Below are 4,605 nucleotides of genomic sequence, written 5' to 3' on the forward strand. Positions count from 1 at the left end.
CAGGCAGTCAGGCAGTCAGGCAGTCAGGCAGTCAGGCAGTCAGGCAGTCAGGCAGTCAGGTAGGTAGGTAGGTAGGTAGGTAGGTAGGTAGGTAGTCAATCGGGCAGACAGACAAGCAGACAAGCAGACAAGCAGACAAGCAGACAAGCAGACAAGCAGACAAGCAGACAGTTTAGAGCAAGTCCGGCTGATACAAAAATGCACGTAACGGGCTGCATAGTCGTTACGTGCATTTTTTAATCGGAGCCCAACAGGCCGCCCCTAAAGCAAGCTTTATCCTGCTTCAGGAGGCGGCTGCTCTCAGGCCACGCCTTCCGCCTGTGCCTGTTCAGCCTCGGCTTTTTCCCGCGCCAGGCGGTAGTAATCCGCTTTGGAAGCGGCCAGCGGCGTGCGGCCACGGATCAGATCGGCCATCTTCTCGGCGATCATGACGGTGGGCGCATTCAGGTTGCCGGTGGTGATCTGCGGCATAATGGAAGCATCCACTACGCGTAGCTTCTGCATTCCGTGCACGCGCCCTTCTGCATCCACTACTGCCATATCGTCGTTGCCCATCGCGCAGCTGCCGCAGGGGTGATAGGCCGTTTCGGCATGATCGCGGATAAAGGCATCAATTTGCTCGTCGGTCTGCACCGCCGCGCCCGGCTGGATCTCTTCACCGCAGTATTCTGCCAGGGCAGGCTGACGCATGATTTCACGAGTATGGCGCACTGCGCTGCGGAACTCTTCCCAGTCGCGATCTTCTGACATGTAGTTAAAGAAGATCGACGGCGCGGCATACGGATGTTTCGAGGTCAGTTTGACGCGACCACGGCTCATGGACCGCATTGGGCCGACGTGCGCCTGGAAACCGTGCTCTTTTACCGGGCTGCTGCCGTTGTAGTTGATGGCGACCGGCAGGAAGTGATATTGCAGATCCGGCCAGTCCGGCTTGTCGTCGCTGCGGATAAAGCCGCCCGCCTCAAACTGGTTGCTGGCACCGGTGCCGGTGCCGTTGAACAGCCACTCTGCCCCGATCGCTGGCTGGTTCCACCATTGCAGTGACGGATAGAGGCTGACCGGCTTTTTGCAGCGGAACTGCATGTAAACTTCCAGGTGGTCCTGCAGATTGCGGCCTACACCCGGTAGCGCATGCACAACCGGGATATCCAGCTCGCGCAGCCACTCTTCCGGGCCTACGCCGGATCGCTGCAGAATTTGCGGCGAGGCGATAGCACCTGCACACAGCAGCACTTCACGCGTGGCGATCGCCTGCTCTTCCTTGCCGTTACGCAGCCAGCAAACGCCGACGGCGGTTTTTCCTTCAAACAGGATACGGTCGGTCTGCGCGTGGGTCACAATCGTCAGGTTTGAACGCTGCTTCGCCACGTCCAGATAACCGCGCGCGGTGCTTGAGCGACGGCCCTGCGGTGTAACGGTGCGGTCCATTGGGCCAAAGCCGTCCTGACGGTAGCCGTTCATATCGTCGGTTTCATGGTGGCCTGCCTGTACCGCCGCATCAATAAAGGCGCGGAACAGGGGATTGTTGCCCTTTTTCGGCGTAGTTACGCTCAGATAGCCTTCGCCGCCGTGATAGTCGTTTTCGCCGATATCACGCTTCTCCGCTTTGCGGAAATAAGGCAGGCAGTTAAGGTATGACCAATTCTCCAGACCTTTCTTGCTGGCCCAGTTGTCATAATCCATCGCGTTACCGCGCACATAGCACATGCCGTTAATCAGCGAGGAGCCACCAAGCCCTTTACCGCGTCCGCACTCCATGCGGCGATTGTTCATTTTTGGCTCAGGATCGGTTTCATACGCCCAGTTATAGCGTTTCCCCTGCAGCGGATAAGCCAAAGCGGCTGGCATTTGGGTACGGAAATCCCAGCGGTGGTCCTTGCCGCCTGCTTCCAGTAAAAGTACCGATACGTCAGCATCCTCAGTCAGTCTCGTGGCCAGCACGTTGCCAGCGGAGCCGGCGCCGATAATGATATAGTCAAATTTCTGCATTAAACCTCCAAAACGCTGCGGCCTGCGCCGCAGCAAAAAAATGTTATGAGTACAGCGTCATCAGAACGCGGACGGATAGTCACCCATTTCAATCAGTACAGATTTGGTGCGCGTATAGTGATGCAGGGTTTCCAGGCCGTTTTCACGTCCTACGCCGGACTGCTTGTAGCCACCGACCGGCATTGGCGCAGGCGATTCGCCCCAGCTGTTCACCCAGCAGATGCCTGCTTCCAGCTGATGAATAACGCGGTGCGCACGGTTCAGCGAAGTGGTAAACACGCCAGCGGCCAGGCCGTATTCGGTGTCGTTAGCGCGATCGATCACTTCCTGCTCGTTATCAAAGACCAGCACGCTCATCACCGGGCCAAAGATCTCTTCCTGCACAATCCGCATGTCATCAGCGCAGTCAGTGAACACGGTAGGTTCTACGTAGTAGCCTTTTGCCAGTTCCCCTTCGGTAATACGGGAACCGCCGGTCAGCAGACGCGCGCCTTCCTGCTTACCTGTTTCCATATAGGAAACCACTTTCTGGCAGTGCTCTTCGCTGACCAATGGGCCAAAATTGGTTTCCGGACGCGTTGGATCGCCGCACTTAATGCCGCGCATTTTTTCCAGCAGACGCTTTTCAAATTCCGCCTTCAGGGAGCGATGGATAAACACGCGCGTCCCGTTGGTGCAGACCTGACCGGTGCTGTAGAAGTTAGCCATCATGGCGCCGTCTACGGCACGCTCTAGCTCGGCATCTTCAAAAATAATTAATGGCGATTTGCCACCCAGCTCCATAGTCACCGACTTAAGGTTAGCCAGCGCCGCATCCGCCATTACGCGTTTGCCGGTGTTGACTTCGCCGGTGAAGGAGACCTTGGCGATTTTTGGATGCTGGCTCAGACCCTGTCCGACGCTGCCTGCGCCCTGCACCACGTTAAAGACACCGTCCGGCAGGCCGGCTTCGGTGAAAATTTTCGCCAGTTCCAGTGCGCTGAGCGGCGTGACTTCGCTCGGTTTAAAAATCATGGCGTTGCCGGTAGCCAGCGCAGGCGCGCTTTTCCACATGGCGATCTGGATTGGGTAGTTCCAGGCACCGATACCGGCGCAAACGCCCAGCGGCTCGCGGCGGGTGTAAACCAGCGCGCTGTCACGCAGCGGGATTGACTCGCCTTCTACCGCTACGGCCAAACCTGCATAGTATTCCAGCACGTCCGCGCCGGTTACGATATCGACCGCTTCCGTTTCGCTCAGTGGCTTACCGGTATCGGCGGTTTCCAGCGCGGCCAGCTCGTCGTTGCGCTCGCGCAGAAGCGCCACGGCTTTCAGCAGCACGCGGCTACGTTCAACCGGCGTATAGCTGCGCCAGATACGCTGACCGGCTTCGGCGGAGGCGACCGCGCGATCGATGTCCTGCTGGCTGGCCGAGGTAATTTCCGCCAGCACTTCGCCATTCGCGGGGTTGATGGTGGTAAATGTTTCGCCCTGACCCGCTTCTTCGCGGCCATTGATATAAAGTCCACGGCGTTGCATATCGGCCATGTCTCCTCCTTTAAGGGTTAAGTTGCCGGGCCGGAAAGCCACAGCGCAAGATTTTGGTAGCAAAGCTGACGCGCATCGAGCAGCCCCTGCGCCATCGGTTGGGGGGCTAGCGTCATGCGTAGCCAAAGGCCATCGATCAGCGCGGCCATGCTGGCGCCCGCCGCCCGTGCTGCCTCAACCGGCAGCGCTCTGGCAAACTGAGCCGTCAGGTTGGAATGTAGCCGACGATCGTTAATACGCTGCAGACGCTGCAAATCGGCCTGATGCAGGCTGCTGCTCCAGAACGCCAGCCAGGTTTTCAGCACCGGGCCGGCAATCTGCGAGTCGTCGAAGTTGCCGTCAATGATCGCCCGGATTTGCGCCTGCGGCTCATCAACCGCGACGCTGCGATGATGCTCCACCGCCCGGTAGAGGTCTAACAGGATCTGGCGCATGCAGGCGTCCAGCAGACCGTTTTTGTCGCCAAAGTAGTGGCTGACAATCCCTGTTGAGACGCCCGCTTCTCTGGCGATCAGCGCCAGGCTGGCATCGGCCAGCCCGACCCGGTCAATGACCGTCAGCGTCGCGTGGATCAACTGCGCCTGACGAATGGCTTTCATTCCAACTTTTGGCATCGCTTAATCGGTTTCAACTATTGAATGAAGAAGATTATAGACATTTTATATTGAACGTTCAATCAAGAAAAAAATAACAGCCGTAAAAGTGCGACGAAAGTTAACGAACTGGCAACAGGAAAATTGCAATAAGTGTCTGTATTTTATATTTTTTATTGATAGAGATTCGCTACCCGTGCGGAGGGAGTTAAAAGGGCTTTCGCAGGCAGTAACCCCCTCTTTTCACGATAAAAGCGGTGATTATTTCAATCGTTAATCGCGAAAACTGGCCTGCCGCCCTATCGGTTAATGATATAAGGCCGCCTGAAAGTCAGACGTGAGGATACCCTGTTGACTGGCGATAAAAGCTACAGAGCGTTCGATGCGAAACAGAGACCTGCCGCCCTGTCGACTGGCGATAAAAAGCCACAGAGCGATTGAATGCGAAACAGCGACTTGTCGCCATATCGGTTAATGATATAAGGCCGCCTGAAAG

3 protein-coding genes are annotated in these 4,605 nt (G+C 56.9%); all 3 read right to left on the reverse strand.

The features are described from left to right. Window positions 1–300: 300 nt before the first annotated feature. From betA to betI, 3 genes are read right to left on the reverse strand one after another with little or no spacing between them, the layout of a single operon-like run. On the reverse strand, window positions 301–1,989 hold the full coding sequence (gene betA / locus RTK32_RS11910) for a choline dehydrogenase (protein ID WP_312044188.1): 1,689 nt from the start codon (window positions 1,987–1,989) through the stop codon (window positions 301–303). A 60-nt stretch (window positions 1,990–2,049) separates the two neighbouring features. Then, window positions 2,050–3,507 carry a betaine-aldehyde dehydrogenase gene (betB, locus tag RTK32_RS11915; protein ID WP_312044200.1) on the reverse strand — a complete coding sequence of 486 codons (1,458 nt, stop codon included), beginning with the start codon at window positions 3,505–3,507 and terminating at the stop codon, window positions 2,050–2,052. Window positions 3,508–3,533: 26 nt separating this feature from the next. Further along, window positions 3,534–4,130 (reverse strand): transcriptional regulator BetI, encoded by a 597-nt coding sequence (gene betI / locus RTK32_RS11920; RefSeq protein WP_312044189.1) that lies wholly within the window; start codon window positions 4,128–4,130, stop codon window positions 3,534–3,536. Window positions 4,131–4,605: the final 475 nt, after the last annotated feature.

It is taken from the genome of Erwinia sp., from assembly GCF_031978025.1.
Classification (GTDB): Bacteria; Pseudomonadota; Gammaproteobacteria; order Enterobacterales; family Enterobacteriaceae; genus Erwinia.